The sequence below is a fragment of the Thermoactinomyces sp. DSM 45892 genome, assembly GCF_900107305.1.
Lineage (GTDB): Bacteria > Bacillota > Bacilli > Thermoactinomycetales > Thermoactinomycetaceae > Baia.
Window position 1 is genome coordinate 14147 of record NZ_FNPL01000002.1, and the last position, 21026, is coordinate 35172.

The 21026-nt window shown below is 40.7% G+C and carries 17 protein-coding genes, 1 tRNA gene and 1 other RNA gene; 8 read left to right on the plus strand and 11 right to left on the minus strand.

Going from position 1 to position 21026, the window contains the following annotated elements:
* Window positions 1-167: 167 nt before the first annotated feature.
* The 11 genes from thrS to BLU58_RS01820 form a co-directional block, all read right to left on the minus strand.
* Window positions 168-2099, minus strand: a complete 1932-nt coding sequence (gene thrS, locus BLU58_RS01770; RefSeq protein ID WP_093290522.1) for a threonine--tRNA ligase — start codon at window positions 2097-2099, stop codon at window positions 168-170.
* Window positions 2100-2433: 334 nt separating this feature from the next.
* The gene (asnB, locus tag BLU58_RS01775; RefSeq protein ID WP_093290523.1) at window positions 2434-4224 is read right to left on the minus strand and encodes an asparagine synthase (glutamine-hydrolyzing); all 1791 of its coding nucleotides are present in this window, start codon (window positions 4222-4224) and stop codon (window positions 2434-2436) included.
* Between the two features lie 13 nt (window positions 4225-4237).
* Window positions 4238-4867: a 2OG-Fe(II) oxygenase gene (locus BLU58_RS01780; RefSeq protein ID WP_093290524.1), complete on the minus strand. Its 630-nt coding sequence runs from the start codon at window positions 4865-4867 to the stop codon at window positions 4238-4240.
* Window positions 4868-4886: 19 nt separating this feature from the next.
* On the minus strand, window positions 4887-6563 hold the full coding sequence (locus tag BLU58_RS01785; protein WP_093290525.1) for an asparagine synthetase B family protein: 1677 nt from the start codon (window positions 6561-6563) through the stop codon (window positions 4887-4889).
* A 12-nt stretch (window positions 6564-6575) separates the two neighbouring features.
* Entirely contained in the window at window positions 6576-7667 is a 1092-nt protein-coding gene (locus tag BLU58_RS01790) for an ATP-grasp domain-containing protein (protein WP_176786441.1), read from the minus strand.
* 19 nt (window positions 7668-7686) lie between these two features.
* A complete protein-coding gene (locus tag BLU58_RS01795; RefSeq protein ID WP_093290527.1) occupies window positions 7687-8766 on the minus strand; it encodes a D-alanine--D-alanine ligase family protein in 1080 nt (359 codons plus the stop codon).
* Entirely contained in the window at window positions 8763-9737 is a 975-nt protein-coding gene (locus BLU58_RS01800; RefSeq protein WP_176786442.1) for a class I SAM-dependent methyltransferase, read from the minus strand. Before BLU58_RS01800 ends, BLU58_RS01795 begins: the two co-directional genes overlap by 4 nt.
* The gene (locus BLU58_RS01805; RefSeq protein WP_093290529.1) at window positions 9727-10338 is read right to left on the minus strand and encodes a DUF6875 domain-containing protein; all 612 of its coding nucleotides are present in this window, start codon (window positions 10336-10338) and stop codon (window positions 9727-9729) included. Before BLU58_RS01805 ends, BLU58_RS01800 begins: the two co-directional genes overlap by 11 nt.
* Window positions 10331-11083 carry an aspartate/glutamate racemase family protein gene (locus BLU58_RS01810; protein WP_093290530.1) on the minus strand — a complete coding sequence of 251 codons (753 nt, stop codon included), beginning with the start codon at window positions 11081-11083 and terminating at the stop codon, window positions 10331-10333. The genes BLU58_RS01805 and BLU58_RS01810 overlap by 8 nt, the downstream gene beginning before the upstream one ends.
* 30 nt (window positions 11084-11113) lie before the next feature.
* Window positions 11114-12016, minus strand: coding sequence for a threonine ammonia-lyase (locus tag BLU58_RS01815; protein WP_093290531.1), 903 nt, complete (start codon window positions 12014-12016; stop codon window positions 11114-11116).
* Window positions 12017-12026: 10 nt separating this feature from the next.
* The gene (locus BLU58_RS01820) at window positions 12027-13040 is read right to left on the minus strand and encodes an LLM class flavin-dependent oxidoreductase (protein WP_176786443.1); all 1014 of its coding nucleotides are present in this window, start codon (window positions 13038-13040) and stop codon (window positions 12027-12029) included.
* Between the two features lie 433 nt (window positions 13041-13473).
* On the opposite strand from BLU58_RS01820, the gene BLU58_RS16730 reads away from it, so the two are divergent.
* The 8 genes from BLU58_RS16730 to BLU58_RS01855 all read left to right on the plus strand — a co-directional run bounded on the left by BLU58_RS16730 (window position 13474) and on the right by BLU58_RS01855 (window position 20942).
* The gene (locus BLU58_RS16730) at window positions 13474-13599 is read left to right on the plus strand and encodes a hypothetical protein (protein ID WP_255404556.1); all 126 of its coding nucleotides are present in this window, start codon (window positions 13474-13476) and stop codon (window positions 13597-13599) included.
* A gap of 220 nt (window positions 13600-13819) precedes the next feature.
* Window positions 13820-14245: a transposase gene (locus tag BLU58_RS01825; RefSeq protein ID WP_176786444.1), complete on the plus strand. Its 426-nt coding sequence runs from the start codon at window positions 13820-13822 to the stop codon at window positions 14243-14245.
* 101 nt (window positions 14246-14346) lie between these two features.
* Window positions 14347-15594 carry an MFS transporter gene (locus tag BLU58_RS01830; RefSeq protein WP_093290534.1) on the plus strand — a complete coding sequence of 416 codons (1248 nt, stop codon included), beginning with the start codon at window positions 14347-14349 and terminating at the stop codon, window positions 15592-15594.
* Between the two features lie 415 nt (window positions 15595-16009).
* Window positions 16010-17041, plus strand: a complete 1032-nt coding sequence (locus tag BLU58_RS01835) for a serine hydrolase domain-containing protein (RefSeq protein WP_093290535.1) — start codon at window positions 16010-16012, stop codon at window positions 17039-17041.
* 208 nt (window positions 17042-17249) lie between these two features.
* Complete coding sequence (rnr, locus tag BLU58_RS01840; protein WP_093290536.1) at window positions 17250-19664, plus strand: ribonuclease R; 2415 nt, start codon at window positions 17250-17252, stop codon at window positions 19662-19664.
* A gap of 181 nt (window positions 19665-19845) precedes the next feature.
* Complete coding sequence (gene smpB / locus BLU58_RS01845) at window positions 19846-20310, plus strand: SsrA-binding protein SmpB (protein WP_093290537.1); 465 nt, start codon at window positions 19846-19848, stop codon at window positions 20308-20310.
* A gap of 83 nt (window positions 20311-20393) precedes the next feature.
* Window positions 20394-20757, plus strand: a transfer-messenger RNA (tmRNA) gene (gene ssrA / locus BLU58_RS01850).
* Between the two features lie 109 nt (window positions 20758-20866).
* A tRNA-Thr gene (locus BLU58_RS01855) sits at window positions 20867-20942 on the plus strand.
* The last annotated feature ends 84 nt before the right edge of the window (window positions 20943-21026 follow it).

Genomic DNA, 21026 nt, shown 5'->3' on the forward strand with positions numbered 1-21026 from the left:
ATGTCTTCAAAGTAAGAGCCTTATTTTTTCTAGCTATTTTTCATTTTAGTCTTGATCTAACTTCTTTGGGGCCATCTGTCCAATAAATGGACGTTCGCTTCCTCTACTATGATATCTCTTCAGAAAGAATAGCGTTTTCTTTAACTTGATGGGTATGTACCAGAACCTTATTTCTTCTGTTGAATCTCTTCAAGCAATCTGTGTAAGAATGCCTCTTGGGACATAGAACATACATTTTCCTCACCATACTTTCTAACACTAACAGTTTGATTCCGCATTTCCCTCTCGCCGACTACAAGAGAATAGGGAATCTTTTCGGTTTGTGATTTTCGAATCTTGTACCCCAATTTCTCATCACTGGTATCTACTTCAACTCGTACACCAGCATTACGCAAGCTTAGCTCGATCTCTTTTGTATAAGTATCAAAGCGTTCACTTACCGTTAAAAGACGGACTTGCGTTGGAGACAACCAGGCAGGAAGTGCACCCTTATATTGTTCAATCAAAAAGGCTACAAAGCGCTCCATTGTCCCTACAATTCCTCGATGAATCACAACGGGACGATGCCCTTTACTATCATCTCCTATATATTCTAGATCAAAGCGTTCGGGAAGTTGGAAGTCTAATTGCACAGTCGACAAGGTTTCATCTTTTCCTAAAGCCGTTTTAACCTGTACATCTAACTTAGGACCATAAAAAGCGGCTTCTCCTAGAGCCTCCACATAAGAAAGACCTAAGTCATCCATGGTCTCTTTGATTATACTTTGAGCCAGTTCCCACATCTCGTCATTCCGGATGTATTTCTCTTTATCTTGTGGATCACGGTATGAAAGGCGATGATAGTAATCGGTAATCCCGAAGTCCTTATATACTTCCTCGATTAAACGAACTACACGAGAAAACTCTTCCTTGATTTGATCAGGGCGACAGAAAATGTGCGCATCATTCAAGGTCATGATACGAACCCGCTGAAGTCCAGCTAATGCACCCGACATTTCATACCGATGCATCATTCCTAACTCTGCAATTCGAACAGGGAGGTCTCGATAACTGCGCATACGTGATTTGTAGACTTGCATATGGTGAGGACAGTTCATTGGACGTAGTACTAGCTCTTCTTGATCTACTTTCATAGGTGGATACATATCTTCATGATAATGTTCCCAATGTCCAGAAATCTTATAGAGTTCGACGTTGGCTATGTGTGGAGTATAGACATGTTCATACCCTAATCTTTCCTCTAAATCTACGATATAGCGCTCAATTACTCGGCGTATCGTAGCCCCTTTGGGAAGCCATATCGGTAATCCTTGACCTACATCTTTGGATATCGTGAAAATCTCTAGTTCTTTCCCTAGCTTCCGATGATCTCGTTGCTTCGCTTCCTCTAATTGTTGAAGATACTCATCTAACTCTTCTTTTTTGCGAAATGCTACAGCATAAATACGCGTCAAGGATTCTCGGCTTGAATCCCCCCTCCAATAAGCTCCGGACAGAGACATGAGTTTAAATATCTTGATCTTACCTGTAGATAGCAGGTGTGGCCCACGGCATAAGTCTACAAACTCACCTTGTTGATAAAGGGTCAACACTTCCCCCTCTGGCAGATCATGAATGATCTCCACTTTAAAGCGATCTCCACGCTCTTGGAAGTACATTAAAGCCTCTTCTCTAGATAGAACTTGTCGCTCAATCGGGTGATTTTCTTTTATGATTTTCTTCATTTCTGCTTCAATCTTAGGAAAATCTTCTGAAGTAAAGGTATGATCAGCAAAATCATAGTAAAATCCATTTTCAATGACGGGACCAATCGCAAGCTTAACATGTGGGAACAGACGGCATATTGCTTGTGCCATCACATGTGCGGCAGTATGCCTCATGACATCTAGTCCTTCTGGATCACGAAAGGTTAGTATTTCTAAATTCACATCGTTCTCCAGAGTACAGGAGAGATCAGCTACTTGACCGTCTACTTTTACTGCTACTGCTTCCTTTGCTAAACTCTGAGATATGGATGCTGCAATTTCAGCAAAAGAAATTCCCCTTTCAAAAGCTTTTTTTGAACCATCTTTCAGTATCACTTTTACCTGTTCTGACATTGAAAACACCTCTCTTAGAGATTCATATCGAAGATAAATAACACTCTCGCCTTCTTTTACGAAGGACGAGAGTGTTATTCCCGTGGTTCCACCTTGATTAACGCAACCTTTAAAAGTCGCCTTCTCATTTGTGTATAACGTACACCCCGATCATCATTTCCGAAGTTTCTTCATCCCGGATGACAGCTTAGGAAGTGGTATCCTCATATATCTGTTCGAGCACGCTTTCAGCCAAGGCGTACTTCTCTACTACCAAGATAGGATGAGGCATGTCTCCCTTCATTGCAGTAAGTATCTACAGTTTATCCGATTATATATTTCTAAAAATACTGTGTCAAGTTTTCCATACGGTCTCCTCTACTTGTTCCACTGTGCATCCTTCCAAAAATAATCGACACCACATTTCAGTTGACCATAGACGAAACAAAGTACGCCCGGTTGCAGAGCGAACAACTTGTTTCCAGTCCTCGCTTGCTACTTCAAGTAAATCACGTAAATAACCACTTTCTAATGCTTCTTTTCGCATTTCATCGGCAAAGTAGATACTCGGGTCAAAGCTAAAGCCTATCTTAGGGCGATTTATTACTTCCATGGGTAGATGAGACGACGCAACATCCAGTAGAACCCCTTTTAACTTTGGATATACCTTCATTTCCACCGGCAAATTAAGAGCCAGCTTGACGATATCGGGATCAAGAAACGGTTCTCGAATCTCGACTGCATGTTGCATCGTATTTTTATCCTTACGATTGAGGCCATGGGGAAGAAAAATTCTTAAATCGGATGCTATGGCTGCTTCTAAAGCTCGACGATCTCCATCGTGATGGGCATAAGCATGAAATGCACTTTCAAATGCATTTCTTTCATAATCACGCATACTAGGCAAATTCCCCTGATCTAAGAATGAAAGTAACGGTTTTTTGGTATTTGGTTGCTCTTCAAAGATAGTCCCATGAAACCGCGATCGCTCTCTCAGATGTCTTGATCCATACCCACCGAATAGTTCGTCTGCACCTTCTCCGGTTAATAATACACGGATCCCTTCTTGAGTAGCCTGTTTGGTAATCATGGCAAGTGCAATCGAACTTTCATGTACAAGTGGATACTCAAAGTGCATGACTGATCTTACAAAATGACGACGCCAGCCATCTTTTGTCATAGGTACTGTAGAGAGCGGTAATTTTGATTTTTGACAAACTAATTTCGCCCAGTGTGTTTCATCCAATTCTGGCTGATCGGGAATGGAAGCATTGAAAGCTACGAGCGGTATTGCTTCCTTTGCCGCAATAGCCGATACCAAGCTAGAATCGAGACCACCTGAACACAGCACGCCAACTGGTACCTGTGCACCTAAACGGCAACGTATAGACTTATATAAAGCTTCTTCCACTTTCTTTACGATCTGAGGACGCTCCATGACAGAAAATTCCTCAGCCAACTCCATGTCAATGGAGTTGGCTGGCTCGTACCATGTTTCTTCATGAATCTGCAGGTTGTTTAAATCAATATGAAGGATAGTCCCAGGCATAACTCGTTCAATATCTGTAATGGGGGTATCTTTTCCATTTACCCAAATATGGATCAACTCATTTTTTAAAACATCCAATCGAGGAACTCTGGGGAAGCCCGCCGCTAAAATGGCCTTCATTTCGCTAGCAAAAAACAACCCATCTTGTCCTTTGGCCATATACAGAGGCTTTACACCAAAACGATCTCGAACGAGCAGTAGACGATTATTACGTACATCGAATGCTGCGAATGCAAAAATACCGTTTAGAGATTTTATCACATCAATCCCCGATACTTCTAAAGCATGAAGTAACGTTTCCGTATCACTACTACTCTTGTATGGATACGGGGGAAGGCGGTCTCTTAATTCCATATGGTTATATATCTCACCGTTATAAACAATGACCCAATTTCCACTTTGATGGACCATCGGTTGTCGACCTGCCTCGCTTACATCTTGAATGCATAGGCGTGCATGTCCTAGTACAACGGAATGACAATCCAGTACTTGTTGATCGTCAGGACCACGATGAGAAAGGGCAGCAACCATTTTTTGTACGCGATCAACACGATTTATTGATTCTATCAAGGAGATCATTCCAGCGATTCCACACATTTCGTATTCACCCCTAGCTCTTATCAGATTGTGCAATAAATTGAATCAGAATCGTTTTCCTTGTTACAGGAGAGAGCTCACTGATAGGGGCAACAGCATGATAAGATTCATCGGATCGAACAAACAAAGTTGTGCTTCCAAATAATGGATACAGACGTTGTACAATATCTTCCTCATTCATAGAGCTGAGTATGTCAAGTGAACCGCCCCACTCCGGCTGCCATCCCTCAGAAAGATAGATAATTTGCGTTACAACTCGGTCTGGTCTATCCGTGTGAGGTAGCATCCAATTTCCTGATTGATATTCACATAAACGGACTTTTAACTGACATGAGTCTAAGTTGGTACATGTCAATTCCTGAATAATCTTCTTATATTCTGGCGATGAAAGATCTTGAGCCAAGTCTCTCCATATAGCGGGAAGCTCAAGGGTCTCTGGTAAAATCTCATCTTGATCCACTAAGGTCATATCATGTAGGTGATAATGACCTTCCCGACCGACGGATTCACGTAAGGAATGAATGGGAAACTTTTCTTCCAATTCCTGTGCGGTTTTTAGAGGAATAAAATCACGTAGCTGAATCCAACGAAAGGGATGCTCGTTCATACGGGAGTTACGAAGAAGATTAACATTTATTATCATGGTTTTGCCTCCTATGAAATCAATATTCTAAAAGTGAAGGACACGGCTTATCGATTGATTTTAGCCAAAGATGTACGTTAAATACAGCATATAAGAAACGAAGATCGCTTTTCGTAGCTTGTTCAGTTGATAAAGCAAAATCCGATATTGCTTGGTAATCTAATCCAGGAATTCTGTAATGATCTAAAGCAAATTCACGTAACATCTCATCTCGAAATAATGCTCGAAATTCATACAGGGAAATAGCCATCTGATCCTTTCCAGATCGGTCAGCAGCCTTGGATCCATATCTACGTAAGAGATCCCGTAGAAACTTTTTGTCCTTTGCTTGCCGCAGCGTTTTTACGCAATCGATACCTATCTCCATCAAAGACTCATCCAAAAACGGATTTAACACAGTAATCCCCCAAGAAGTATGTGTCTGCTCTGCCATGCGAAGATGCTCTTGTAAAAAATGTTGGGCAAAGAATTTCTCAATAGCTTGATCCGATTTCATTTCCTTATGAAATATATCCGAAAATTCATTCGCCAATCGTTCGAGTACCGGTTCACAAACCTTGGGCAAAGCAAAACGTTTCCATGTATCGGTAGAAACATTCGCACATACTTCAAATAGTGACTCTGGAGAGATCATCTTCGGCTGACGATTCCAACCAATAAACGGATGATCTCCACCAATCCCTGATACAAGAGTATCGATCTTTTGTTTGGATGCCTCACGAGCAAGAAACCAAAAAGTAGGGACACCAATTGCCATAATGGGAGAGTGTAAATGTTGGATCAAATGATAGAACCGAGACGTATACTCTTCCGGTAAGATGGCTATTTCGTGGTGTGATGATTTCACTTCTTCAGCTACAATCTGGGAATACTTCACATCTTCGTGGGAAGTATCATAGAACAAAGTAATCGTTTCAAGGCTGTCAACCTGTAGATGCTTTGCTGCATGACAGAGTAGGGAGGTATCAACGCCTCCACTTAAATGAAAAGCGATATGGTCCCCAGCCTTCATCTGTTCGGATAATACATCAGAAAGAACCTCACTATAGGATCCTGTCCTACTAGAATGTTGATAATCTACTGCTTCCAATCGATTCTCTTCGAGAATAAGAACCCTTCCGGGCGGCAATGTTTCAATTCCTTCATAATAACTTCCAGGGGAGAAGGGATAGTTAAAAATGAGATATTGACGAAGTGCTGCAGAAGAAGGTCGGATCTCAGGGAATAGCTTGCACAAGGCACGAGTATCGTTAGCAAAAGCAAGACACTTTGTACTTCGTGAGAAGAATAGTGGCTTTGCCCCTACTGAGTCCCGCGCTAATATGAGTCGACTTCGCCTACGATCCCAAAGCGCGAAAGAAAACTGACCATCTACCCCATTAAGAAACCTGCTTCCTTTTTGTTGATACAATTGGGCAAGAATTTCAAGGGGCGATCCATCTCCATCAATACCAAGATTGCCTAAGTTAAAGAGCACCGCATTTCCAAAGATGACTACCGAATTATCAATATAAAAAGTAGGGGAATCGAGACCTACATAATGACAACCTAGCTGAATAGCTTCATCCGTAAACAGCTCTGTTTTTTGCAAACTAGAGTAAGAGCACACCTCTAAAGCTGGCCGCAATGATTGAGTAAAGCCTTGAGATGATAAATTTATCATTCCAGCAAAAGCTCCTATTGTTGCTTTGTTCATAGTCCTGCCCCCTTAAGATAAATAGCGAATCTCCTGTGTATGGCAAACACCATCCATTATCTTGTGAAAGCTTTCTAATACTGTGCCATAGTTAGATATATTCTCCCCTTCTTTGCGGGAAATCATGATGACATCCTCCATGTTATACCTATCAATGGGTTTCAAGTTCATCCCTAAAGCAAGTTCGAGAGTATAGGTATCCAAGTCGATCCCATATGCATAGTAGATCAGACGGGGAATGTTACCGCCTGTGATACGTGGTGAGAATTCTAGCACCCATGGCGTACCATCTTGAGGGTCAAGAATGATCTCCGCATGAAACACACTCGGACAACGTGCAAAAGATGTAGATAACTTATCTAACACCTGATCTATACGATTTCGAATCTCCGATGGCAAATGATCAGGTGCGTGGAATTCAGTCCAAACAAAGTGACTAACCTTCGTTTGAACTCTCTTGCTTCCCACAACAGGGAATGAAGCGATGAGACCATCAGGACTTGCGATAAAGGGGACGGAGAGAAATGTTCCTGTAGAAATATCTGGCTCAAACATGATCTCTTCTAGTAACTGGGGATCATTGTTATGAAAGTATGCTTCTTGATATGTCTCAACCAAAGAACCATGTCGGTATTGAATATACTCGGTCATGTATTTCTCTAATTCTTGTTTAGATGTAATTCGCTTCACGAGTGTGCTGGCAAAGCCAAAATTGGGTTTAACAACCATCGGCAAGTCCTCTAACTCGTTAAATTCTTTTAGCAATTTCTTAGGTAGTATCGGTACCCCTATTTCTTCTAATACTCTCCCCATATCTGACTTTGTTAACATATCTAAACAAATTGGTTCAAAGCAGATATGGTTTACAAATTGGCGGTGTAGGGAAGCAAAGTAAACAGCTTGTTCATGACAACAAAACCAAGTGTCATTTTGTCTTTCTTTTACCCACTCAATGAATTGATGATCTAACAGTGTCAATATCTGATCGGATAGGTGAACATTTTTTTCGGAGCTGAGGATTACTATGTCCTTTTGATACTGTTGAGCCAACTTTTCTAAGATCTTAACTTGATAAGAGGACGGAAATAAAAAGATATACGCCAAAGTATCACCTGCTCTCTTGCTATTTTTCACTATGTTCAATGTTGTAGCAAAGTACTTTTTCACGTCTTACCCTTGGATTGGTTGTCTCGATTGACCATTGAATAAGATCAACGAGATCTAACGAAGCAGCCGCTAACATCTTTGGAAAGGCGCTACCTGACATTAGACCTGGGATCGAGTTAGCCTCTAGATAATAGGGAACACCTGACCCGGATACGATGAAATCGAATCGACACATAACACTAAGGTCGAATTGGCGAAATAATTTTTGTGAAATCTCCTTAAGCTCAGCTGTTCTCTCGCTATCAACATGATGAATGTGAGTCTCGATATACCCTTTTTGATGTTTTTCCATGTGCCCTAAGAACTGACGTGATGTTTTTGCCTCAATAACAGGTAGAGTAATGACTTCCCCGTAACGTTCAATACAACCCACGGTATACTCGGTTCCTGCGATATATTCCTGCACTAGTACCTCTGGATCATAACGAGAAAGCTTTCGATATAAGCTTAATAAGCTCTCCTTCGTCAACCCTTTATATAACTCGGTTAAATGGGAAGCCCCCATTCTATTCGGTTTTACTACACATTCATCCCAACTTATTTCAGAGATAATCCTTTCAATTGTTTTCTCGGTGTCAAACTCTGTTATTCGATACATACGTGGATGTTGTAAACGCGATATACAAGACGTAGCTAGAATTGATTGAGCCCATTTATTCATAGTGATAGTGGAAGCGAAAACAGAGCCAAAGGTTCCCCTTAGGTTGGATATCTCAGCTAATCCCTGCCATGCACCATCCTCTCCTTCATTCCCGTGTAAGAGATTCAAGTGAAAAATATCTTTGTCCTGGAGCCTATCAATGAACTCCCCTAACCTGATTAAGCTTCCTTTCTTTAATTCTTCTTCATCCACAGGAAATGGAGCTTGATGCTGATAATAGATTTGTCCCTCACGAGAAATATAGTAGACGCTAGTAAGGGTAAGATGATGATCATGTCGCTTTTGTAGGTCGGATAAAACTCCTTGATAGGAAAGGAGGGAAGCATCGTGTTCAGTTGAACGACCACCAACTAACACAGAAATACATTCATTCATAAAACACGCCCCTTTTTCCGACAGCAAACATAGGTCATATTTGCTTCTGGTCTGCAAATCTCTATATCAAACAAACTTTGAAGCAAACTAAAAACTTCCGAAGTTTCAAGCCCAAAATCATCCACTTTAAATGGCTGATCTTCTAACCATTCCTGAGGTCGTGGTTTAAAAATTCGGGAATACAATTTACCATTCTCTCTCAGTACTCGTTGAATTTCAACGACAGTCGTACTCATTTCCTCTTTTGGTAAGCAGTGTAAGCAGCCTACATCCAAAACTACATCAAATGCTTCGTTAGGATAAGGTAGATGGGTAACCGATCCCACTACAAATCGCTCGGGGTGACTCACGAACCTCTGACACCTTTTAATCGCTGTAGGAGAAATATCAATTCCAAACACTTTGTACCCTAGATCCTCTAGAAGAATAGCATTTTTCCCTACCCCACACCCTAAGTCCAGCAAGGTATGGGAAGGTGATAATGTGTGCTCTCCTAACATTTCTAAAACATCCCATTCTCGCGGGACAAAATTCCAAGGAGTATACAACAAGTCTCTGTACACATCTTCCATTGAGTCCCCCTTACTCCCTGGAGGCAGAACAAACGGATCAGAAGATCGCTCTAAGAGTTCCTCGGTTATGGGGATAAAGTTGTCCTGCGATAACAAATCCTTTAGTTCAACCTGGTCGTCTGTAACTTGTATGACTAGCTTGAACTGATGGCGACCTAAGCGAATGCAAATCCGGGAAAATAAACGATAAACCTCCGCAAGTTCTTCTGTCTCGAAAGAAGTGGATGTTTTCAGAGACATCCATATCTTGTTATTATCCAGTCTGGCTGTAAGATGCCCGATGTGTTCGCGATCCCGAGTAAGATCAAATGTGCAAGGAAATATGTGCTCGTTATCTTCGACATTCAAGGAAGCAGTTAATTCAAAATGCGGTCCGACAACAAAATAATCACTTTTCATCCAAACCATCTCCTTTCCAATGTCTAAAAATTTCGTATAGATCAGGTTGAGTTTTCAAAAATAGTTTGTCATGTGGGGTTAGGTAACGAATCGCAATCAATGGAACGGGAGATTGTGCAATGAGCATATCAGAATTCCGAACACTACGATCATTGTTACTAGAATAAAATTCTCCACAAGTTACACCAAATCGGAGAAAGTGAGGCTTGATGGCAACCCTCACTTCCTTCACTATCTTTTCACTGTCTTCCAAGCAGTGGGGAAAAGCAACCAGTAGGGATTTATAGCTCGCATCTTCATTAGGTTGACAAGGTTCAATATCCAGAAAGTCCTGTAGCTGCGTGTGCATATATTCGATAGCCTCACTCTCCTTTGATAAGGGTCTTTCTAGGGAAGTCAAATAGAGAAGATCCCGATCGAGTGAATATGGTACAAAAGGACATACTGCTCCTTTTCGGTTCATTTGAACATCGGGTACAGCAATCGTGTTATAAATCCAGTCTATGGTGGCTGGAATCCACGATTTTTCTTTAAACTCAACCCCCTTGTCTATTTTTTCTTTCAGTTCTCTAACGGAAAGCCACTTTTTTGTCTCAGTCATGTGGAATCGAAACCTCCTGCTGCATGGAGTAATAATTTACACAAGCATCAATTAAACATTCTAATGAATCTATCAAGGGGAACTTCGTAGATAGCTCGTCTACCGCCAAGAAAAGGTCTGTACAAGCTAAGACGACACAATCTATCCCAACTAATTGGTTAATTATATTACTGAGATTTTTACGAGCCTTAGATTGATCTATTTCTCTCAATAATTGTAGAATTGCTTTATTTACAATAGCTTGATCCTCGTAACTAGGATAAGTAAGCTCTATACCTTCAAAGGCAGCATGTTCATGATAAACCCTCAACGTTCGTGTGCTATTTGTTCCCAGTATAGCTACTTTCGTATACCCTTGGGATTTTACGTGCTTCATAGTCGCACTTACAATGTTTAAAAAGGGGATGTTAAACTTAGCCACAATTGGTTCTATAAGGGAGTGTAATGTATTGCAAGGAAGAGTTATGCAATCTGCCCCCGCTGCAACGAGACGATGTATACTCTGCTCAAGTACATCTATCATTTGACTCCGGTTTTCTTGAGAAGCTGGCTTTTCTATAAAATTATTTTCGATTTCGAATGCGATAGGAATATTATCAATAACAAGCGCTGGATAATGAGACCCATGATCCTGACTCAAATACCTCTTTACAATGTTTAAGTACAGACGAGCCGTTGCTTGTGGACCAACCCCGCCAATAATACCGAGACGCTTCAGCCGGTCCCCGGCCTCAAAATATGTCATAGTATCCTCCTTCTATAAATGACTAATATCTCAGTAGGAATCGATTATTTCTTGGAATAAATCATCGTCAATATTTCCACCAGAGACTATACACAGACAAGCCTCACCACCATGACTATCATATAGTGCAGCAGCGAGTGACGCGGCTCCAGCTCCTTCAGCTCGTATTTGGTTGTATCTCCATAGAGAAGATATAGACGATTTGATAACCTCATCTGGCAACAATGAAACTTCTGGTTGATACTTATTACACAATGAAAAAGGTATGTCACCGATTCTTCTTACCATCAATCCTTCCGCGAACCCAGATGCCGATTCTAAATAAACTGGCTGACGGTGTTCTAAAGATAATTTCAGAGCTGGGGCATGTACACTCTCCACTGCTACGATTCGCTTTTTTGAACCCCAATGAGTTAGACAAGCACTCAGCAGTCCACCGCCACCAACTGGAACAAAAGCCGTATCAAACTTGACCCCTTGCTGATCAATCTCTTGACATAATGTTCGGTGACCCTCTATGATTTCTAAATCGTCAAAACTGGGAATATAGATTGCCTCTTGATCCATTGCAAACTGTCTTGCTTTTTCTTCACAGACAAAATAATCGCCATTCACTAAAATAGGGGTCGCCCCTGCTTTTTTAATCCCATCAAGCTTTTTTCTGGGGATATTTTTAGGCACAAATATCTTAGCCGTATGACCAAATATTTTTGCAGCAGTAGCCAGTCCATTTGCGTGGTTCCCTGTAGAGGCAGTGACAACCAATGAGCAGCTTGGAAGCTTAGATAACTTTGCCATATTGCCACGGAATTTAAAAGCTCCTGTGACTTGTTGAGTCTCATCTTTTATCCAAATCTCTTTCCATGGACAACATAAACCTTTAAATAGGATGAGAGGTGTTTGTTGAACATTAATTGGTGTTGCCTTTTCCATCAATAGCCACCTACCTGAATTTAGGGATTACCTTCTCCGTGAATAGACGTAGAGAAGCAATTGTACGATGAAAGGATAGGTCCCCAAACTGAGTCATGAAACAGAAATCAGTTATTCCGAGACTTTGATACGTTCGAATTCGTTCCTCAATGATTTCAGGTGTTCCAAACATTACTTTACTAGGATAGATCTCATCATAGGAATGAGGCGCGATTTCGCTGTTATGGATCCCACCCCCTTTTAGATAGGCGCGATCCACTTCACTCATATAGGATAACAATGCTTCACGAGGTTCTTCATATGCTTGCTCTTCTGACGGTGCTACGTAAAGATGAAAATGTGCTAGAATCCGCGCATTCCTTGGATCATAACCACTCTTTTCTAGTGCCTGTTGATACCAAGAGATCCCCCGTCGTATTTCTTCTTCCGTTCGTGTGTATGGATTGATCATTAAATGAAAGCCGTTTTGACCTGCTAATTGAAAACTTGCTGGATTCAATGAAGCTGCCACCCAAATTGGTGGTTGCTTTTGTATAGGAGTAGGAAGTAGCTGTACATTTTTTAATTTGTTGTGCTCCCCATCATATGAAAATCTCTCACCATTCCAAGCCAACCGTAAAACCTCGAGGCCTTCTTCAAATTTTGTTTGACGATCATGCTCACTAATTGAAAAAGACTCTAATTCATGTGGCAAAAATCCTCGTCCGACCCCTATTTCCACCCGTCCATCGCTTAAAACATCTAGCATTGAAAAGCCTTCGGCTAACTGAAAAGCAAGATGAAAGGGTAAAATCGTAATGGCGGTACCAATGCGAATTCGTTTGGTTTTCATAGCGATAGCTGTCCCTAGTTGAATGGGGGAAGGTATTACCCCACCGTATGAATCAAAATGATGTTCAGACATCCATATGTTATCCCATCCCCACTCATCTACTAAACAAGCTTCGGTAATGATATTTTCATAGATTTCCAAAGCAGAAATACCAGGTCTTAAAAGCGGTAAGCAAAAGATTCCAAAGCGCATAAAATCCCTCATTCGTCTTATTTATTTTTGATATAAGACTGCATTGATTCTATTCTGTTTCAAAAAAGAGATAACCATCCATACATCATAAAAGCAAAGAAAGATTAATCCATCACATACAGTCAGTTAATACGCTTAAATGAAAACACTTTCAAACAAAATGTATTATCAACTGAATTTGATTTTTATATACAAAAAAATGTTATATTTAACAGCAAATTGTAGAATGTAGTACGACGTTAACTAACCTAACAAAAATAAAAGGCCCATGGTTAGACTGCTCCTTGTAAAATGGTTGTACCAACTACAACAAATTACAGAGAGAGTTCTAACATGGGCTATAGACATTTTAGAACAGAGGAAAGAAATAGGATAACTCGCATGCGGGATCTCAATTACAGTTTTCGCTACTTTTGTGGAGTGGAAGACACGCATGTACATCGCAATCAAGATAGAGGATCGAACAGCTAAGTCCATGCAACAGGCAATCCACGAAGTGATTCAGAGTATGACAGGTCCATCGACCCCAAAAATGTCTTGGCTGGGCAACTCCTTATAAGGTGTCGCACTTATATTGACAATCCACGTATATTTTGACAAAAAGAAATGCAATATAAGCATAGTTTGATGTGCTACAAAGAGAGGGGATTTCAGGCTGTTTTATTTTTCTACCTTTCTCCACCAGAAAATAAGCTTTGTTATAGAGGATTTTTTTGGGGATAAGAACTGTGGAATAATATAAATTTGAAAAAGCTACTAGAATATATCAAGGATGTCAGGTGTGGATAGCGCGTTTGGGCGAGGAGGTGAATGGGACGATCCATCCATTTCGGCTAGTTACTTTGCAAGATTTAGAAGGATATGAGATTCGTGTGGTTATGAATTTATATGATGTGAGCGCTGAGGCAATCGCTGGGATGTATCGTACTCGATGGCAAGTCGAGTTGTTTTTTCGTTGGATAAAACAACATCTGAATGTAAAGCGGTTGTTCGGAACAACTCCAAATGCTGTATACGGTCAGATGTACGCTTCCCTTATTGCTTATGCATTAATTCAATGGTTGTATAGTTACACACGTCCAGTCTTTTCTACCATTTCAAAAATTGTTTTCTTGCGCAAGCTGTGGCTTGGGCAACTCCCAACCGAATGGTTACTGAGGATCTATCAGTTCCTCCATGAAGAATGTCATAGATCATTGCTCTAACTTCCAAAATTATGCAAATCAACACACCTGCAAGGATGTACATCTGTTAGCATAATTATTAAAATTACTCTTGGGAAATACTGTATAGGGCGGCTACTGCAATGAAATGGATAATCCACAATAGTCAATATCTTCTATTAAAGAAAAATAAGAAGTTTTTAACTGTATGGCTTGGGACTTTATTTACGACTTTAGCTGACAGGGTTTTTTTAATTATTTTGCCAATTTGGCTATATGAGATAAGCAAATCTGGGAAAGTTGTAGCATTAGGGACAACAGCAGAAACGGTTGCAACTCTTAGCTTTGGCTTTTTGGGTGGGGTTTTAATAGATCGGTCTAAGAAAAAGAATATGTTAGTTTTGTTTAATTTCTTAGCTTCGTTTTTGCTAATAGTTTTGTTGATCGCTGAAAAAATTACCCATAGCTGGCTCGTTATTCTAATAGGTGTATTTTTAGTTACTGCATTTAATAAACTATCAGCAATATTACGGGAAGTAGTGATCATTTCCCTCGTGGATAAGGAGGATTTTATCGTAGCTAATTCTATGGTTGGTTTTATTTTATCAACATCGTTGGTGTTGGGTTCCCTGATTGCTGGCATTAGTATGGTTTTATTTTCTTATAATGTTATTTTAATTTACTGTGCTTCGAGCTATTTTATATATGGTTGTTTTTCTATATTTCTCCGAATAGAAGAAGTGAAGATGGAAAGTCATATTAAACGTTCGTTTGGAATTGAGATGATAGAAAGTTTACAAATCGTGAAAAAAAATCGATATCTATGGGGAAACTTGGCTTTTATGATTTTTCATCTTATGGGAATTGTTATGTTTTCCAGCTTAACCTATTTATTTATAAAAACAATATTGGGAAAGCCAGTAGAATTTTATACTTGGTATATTTCACTCCAGGGAATCGGTAGTATTTTTGGTAGTATGCTTGTGTCCGTGGTTCGAAAGTACTTTCAAGCTAATGTCGCAATGGGCTGGATTTTTTTATTAATTTTTTCATTGCATTTGACCTATTTGCTAGTTGAAAGTCCTATGCTCATGTTGTTGAGTAGTTTAATTGTTGGGATTCTGCAACAAATAGGCATTGTTACTGCTAACACTGTTTTCCAAAAACATTGTCCTAAGGACTATTTGGGACGTATAATTGGTCTCCGTCAAACTATCATCAGCATTTTTACAACATCTGCAACAGGAGTAGGCGCTTTTTTTCTCGATTATGTGACAGTGGATAAAATATTATATTGTGCGTGTGGATTATTTCTGGTTTGTGGAATATGTGGTTATTTCTTTATTAGTGACTCGGATTCGTCCCCAAAAAGGGGTCTACTCAAGCTATAATAAGATATCTAAGGTGTTCTCCCTTCACCATTTCATGGGAGATAAAGAGAAATACATTCAAGACAGGCTATCAGGAGGATATCGCACAAGCTAACATTAAACAAATTACCATCGTAGTGGTGAGTATCATTCGTTTTATGTTTTATTTTCAGATCAGAGTGGGGATTAAAAATCACGAAAACGACTTTTAGGACAATTCTAGGCATCCCTATGTACTTAGCAGATCATCCCTCTTCCCGGCAACGTAGTTTCAATGAAAATGCCAATGGGCTGCTTCGGGGATTTATCCCAAAGTTATCGGATATTTCCAAGATTCATGAGCAACAGCTCGCTGTCTGAATGGATACTGTTGCACTTGGATTGACAACTCACGAATATAATACAAGAAAATACAAGTGAACTGAGGGGGATCGGGATGGAGAGACTTGTTTCCTATTTCCGGGAGAAAAGACCTAATTTCTCTGGAACGGTGTTAATAGCAAAGAAGGGGAAAGTGGTTTTTCATGAAGCCTTTGGTAAATCCGATTTTAATACAGAGATACAGAATACCCTTTGTACTCGTTTCCCAATTTCATCGCTTACGAAAACGTTCACCTCTCTGGCGATCTTTCAATTAATGGAACAAAGCTGCCTATATTTATCTGATTCTTTGGATAAATATCTTCCTGATGCTTCTTTTTCTGGAGTAACGATTCAACATTTATTAAACCATACTTCTGGTATTGTAGATTATCGAAATGTTATAAATGAATTTTCCAATGGAGGATGTCAGAATCCGAATGAAATTTGGCAACAAATTCGTGATCGAAACCTGTCTTCTGTACCAGGAAGCAAGTTTTCTTGTAATGATACCAATACCTTTTTGTTAGCGATGATTTTAGAGAAGATAGCCGATATGCCTTATCGTGACTATGTAAGAGAAAAGATATTTGTTCCTGCAGGTATGGAGGATTCGGGGTTTGAAGGGGAGGCTTTGTCCCTTTTAGCCCAAGGACATATAAAAGGAAAAAAGCAGAGATTGCGGAATTCTAACAACAGATATGGTTGTGGAGATATCATTTCTACGACGAAAGATCTCCATCAATTTCTACAATGCTACAAAAGGTGTGAACTTCTAAATCGTGACAGCAAAAATAGAATGGAGACGGTGTCGTTCCGGCGTAAAAAATGGTTAGATGTGTCACTGATTGCAAGTGGATGGTTTTATCAATTTATTCACGGGATGAGTATTGGATATTCGGGGTCTCATCCATCTGGCTTCCTGTCGAGGTGGGAATTAAATATGAATCATGAGACAGAAATCATCATTTTAAGCAACAATGCGATTCCATATCATTGGTATGATTCTAAATGGAACGGAGCTCAATCGATCGCAACGGAGTTAGGTGAAATTTTATTTGAAAATCGGTTATCGCCGTTACAGAAGCTACTCATTCGAATTGATTAAGGTTGGAAAGGAAAAAATTGTGATATGCTAGGGATACATGGAAGACAGTGCAGGAGTGAGCTTCGAAATCATGTGAGTTCTGAGGATTGATTGAAATGTAAGTAGCTTAATCAAAAAACGGGTATTCTACTCATATATGGTTATCAAGCCTCTGAAATGTATCCCATAGGTTGGATAAAAGGAAGTAGCTTTGAAAGGAGCTAAAAGTTTGGTCACAGCAAAACAAGTAATAGAAATGTTGAAAAATCCGCTCTATAAACCAATTGGTTCAGAGGAATTAATGCGTAAACTTCAGGTGTCAGGAGAGGACAAAGCAGAGTTCGTCTCCTTACTAAACCAGTTGGAGGCGGAAGGTGAGGTTGTCCAGACACGTGGAGGGAAATTTGGCCTTCCCAAGCACTATAATATGGTGGTGGGGAAGTTACAAGGAAGTGCCAAGGGGTTTGGATTCGTGCTCCCAAAAACAGAAGAGATCAACGATGTTTACATTCATGGTAGTGATACGAATGGTGCGATTGATGGAGACACTGTATTAGTTAGGTTAAATAAGCCCCGAAAAGGGGATCGTCGCCCCGAAGGTATTATTATTGATGTTTTGAAACGTGGACGGGAAAAAATTGTAGGGCGCTTTAAGGCTTCGTCCCCTTTGTTCGGGGTTGTCATACCCGAAGAATCAAGGTTGAATGTAGATATTTTTGTTCCATCTGAAAAACAACTGCATGCCCAGGATGGTCAGATCGTTGTGGTGCGGATCGTTCCGAAGGCTTCGGATAAATTTACGATCGAAGGAGAGATTATTGAGATTTTAGGGGATAAAGATGCTCCTGGGATTGATATTCTGTCTATTATCCGTAAGCATGGTTTGCCAGAGCAGTTTCCTGCGGCAGTGGAGCAAGAAGCAGAGCTTGTTCCAGATCGGATTAGTGAAGACGAAATCAAACATCGTCGTGATTTGCGAGAGCGTGTTATGGTAACGATTGATGGAGAAGATGCGAAGGATTTGGACGATGCTGTTTCGGTAGAGCGCCTTCCAAACGGGAATGTTCGCTTAGGAGTCCATATTGCAGATGTGAGCTACTATGTCAAAGAAGGAAGCGCGCTAGATCGAGAGGCGTATGAACGCGGATGTAGTGTCTATCTGGTGGATCGTGTCATCCCGATGCTTCCAAAGCGATTATCGAATGGGATTTGTAGTTTGAATCCAAAAGTAGATCGGCTTACGATGACATGTGATATGGAGATTAACTCGGAAGGTCATGTTGTGGATCATGATATTTATGCCTCTGTTATTTGTACGAATGAGCGGATGACGTATGGAGATGTAAAGAAAATCGTGATTGACGAAGACCGCGAGTTGATATCGAAATATAAGCACCTAGTAGATGATTTTCGCTTGATGGCGAGTTTAGCAGATACACTACGGAAGAAACGAATGAACCGTGGAGCGATTGATTTTAACTTTTCGGAAGCGAAGATTTTGGTGGATGAACATGGGAAGCCAACTGATATTGTCAAGCGACCACGTACAGCCGCTGAGCAATTGATTGAGGAGTTCATGCTAGCAGCTAACGAGACCGTGGCGGAACACTTTTACCGTTTAGAGGTCCCGTTTGTGTACCGGATTCACGAAAATCCTGATCCAGAAAAGTTGTTGTCATTTTACGAGCTAGTAAATAATTTCGGTTATAACGTCAAAGGAAAAGCAGATAAAGTAAAGCCGAGAGCCCTTCAAAGCTTGCTGGGTAGAGTGGAAGGCAGTCCTGAAGAGATGGTGATTAGTACGATCTTGCTACGTTCGATGAAGCAAGCGAAATATTCTACTGAATCCGTTGGACACTTTGGCTTAGCGGCAACATTTTACTCCCATTTCACCTCGCCAATCCGTCGTTATCCTGATTTGCTCATTCACCGTGTTATTCGCGAAGTATTGGAACATGGACATATCTCACTAGAGAGAGTCGAGCATCTTCAAGCTTATTTAACAGATGCAGCCCAGCAGTCATCCATCCGGGAACGGGTAGCCGTAGATGCAGAACGTGAGACCAATGCGCTGAAAATGGCTGAATATATGAAGTCACACGTGGGAGAAGAGTTTGAAGGTGTCATTAGCAGTATTACAAATTTCGGGATTTTTGTAGAGTTACCGAATACCGTAGAAGGCTTGATTCATGTTAGTAATCTTACAGATGATTACTACAACTTCCATGAACGTGCGTATCTCTTGATTGGGGAACGTACAAAGCATATATTCCGAATGGGAGATCCGATCAAAATTCGGGTTAGTGGAGCTAGCCTAGAAGAACGAAAAGTGGACTTTGAATTAGTGGAACATATCACCCAACACGAGTTGGATGAGAGCTTTTTCCATCGAGAGAAGTCAAAAACGAAAAGAGCGAAGCCGGGAGAAAGAGATCGTGGAGATCGCCGTCGCGGTAAAAGCCAAGGAAAACGGAAGTCCAGAACCGATTCAAAATCCCCCACTGGTAATAGAGGTGCAAAATCGAAGCGTTCCGAAAAAAGAAGCTCAAATTCCAAAAAAGGTCGAATTAGTACTACGAGCCCAGATCAGTCATTTGCATCTAAAGGACCGAAAAAAGACTCACGTAGAAAGAAAAAACGATAAAAATTTGATAAGAGCGGGGATTCCCACCCTGCTCTTGGGTTTCGATCCTCCAAAAGGCGGGTATACATTTTAACGTGGAGTGACCTTTTTTAAAAATAATGCCAACTTTCACATTTGACGTTGGAAGTGGAAATCTGGTAAAATGTTAGATGCGATATTTTTTCTGTTAGGTGGTGGTACAATGAGCTCCAAAGGAACAAAGGTAATTGCCCGTAATAAAAAAGCAACGCATGATTATCATATTGAAGAGACTTTTGAAGCTGGCATTGTACTCACTGGTACAGAGATTAAGTCGATTCGCCAAGGCCGTATTAATCTACAGGATGCCTATGCTCGTGTAGATAGAGGAGAAGTATGGATCGTAGGGATGCATATTAGCCCCTTTGAGCAAGGGAATCGCTTTAATGTGGATCCGACACGTACACGAAAGCTACTATTGCACAAGCGAGAGATTAGCAAATTGATCGGACAAACGAAGATGAAGGGTCTTACCTTGATTCCGCTCAATGTCCATCTACGTAGTGGCTTTGCCAAAGTCGAATTAGGGTTAGCGAAGGGTAAGAAGCTATACGATAAGCGCCATACCGCCGCGAAACGCGATGCACAGCGAGAGATTCAACGTCGTTTAAAAGAACAGAATCAGTAGGTATCATTTGGTATTGAGTAGACATATTCTTACATGGTAAGATGAAACTTGTTAGAATATCATTCTCTAAACCCTTCTATTATGGGGGCGTTTATGGGATTCGACGGGGATTGTTCGAGCATAAGTAGCGAGTCGAGGGGCTGCGTTTCTCGTTAATCACGCGGACGCCAATTATAACTGGCAAACAAAACAATTTTGCTCTAGCTGCTTAATTGCAACTAGGATCCACTGCTCCATCGCCTATGTGGCGTAGATGGGTCTCATAACTTAGTAGGCTAGCGTTTTAGACGGCTACTGTCTAAAAGGCGAAACATTAGTAGCTAGTCATTTGAAAGGCCTGTCGTTGGGCAGTTCAAGTGATGAAACAACCCAATATGACGACTGCACTCGGAGAAGCTTATGTAGCGAGGTCTTCGGACAGCGGTTCAACTCCGCTCGCCTCCACCAAACTTTATGTAAGACAAGCAAATGGCTCTGCTACCAAACAGAGCCATTTTTATATTGACAGGACAAGATACTGCTTACTATAATGGTGATGTTGTCAAAAATTCCATACGCTGATGTGGCACAGTTGGTAGCGCAATCCACTCGTAATGGATAGGTCGCAGGTTCGAATCCTGTCATCAGCACCAAGATAGAAAAAGCTAGGATGCTTGATATTCCTAGCTTTTTTCGTATCCTAAATTCTAACCATGGATGTAACCGACTAGTCTTTT